A 281-nucleotide genomic window follows, 5' to 3' on the forward strand; every position below is an offset into this window, starting at 1 on the left:
AGAACGGCATGAACACGGTTCCGATGAGACCGACCGTGGCGCAGGCCAAGAGCAGGACGCGGCGGTCGGAGACGCGGTCGCTGATCATGCCGATCGGGATCTGCAACAGCACGTTGCCGAGACCGATCATGGTCAGCAACAGCGCGGCGTCGGCTTCCGAATAGCCGATGCGGCTGCCATAGACCGGGAACAGCGAAAAGCCGCCGGTCTCGACGGCGCCGAACACCAGCACGGCGAAGGTCGCGGTCGGCACCATCCAGATATAGCGCAGAGATCGGAAG

General features: G+C 64.1%; 1 protein-coding gene. It reads right to left on the reverse strand.

Features of this window, described 5'->3' with window-relative positions:
- Window positions 1-281, reverse strand: a 281-nt coding sequence (locus EN851_RS35960) for an MFS transporter (RefSeq protein ID WP_135931147.1), incomplete at both ends; no start/stop codon positions are given.

Source organism: Mesorhizobium sp. M8A.F.Ca.ET.208.01.1.1 (genome assembly GCF_004791315.1).
Lineage (GTDB): Bacteria > Pseudomonadota > Alphaproteobacteria > Rhizobiales > Rhizobiaceae > Mesorhizobium.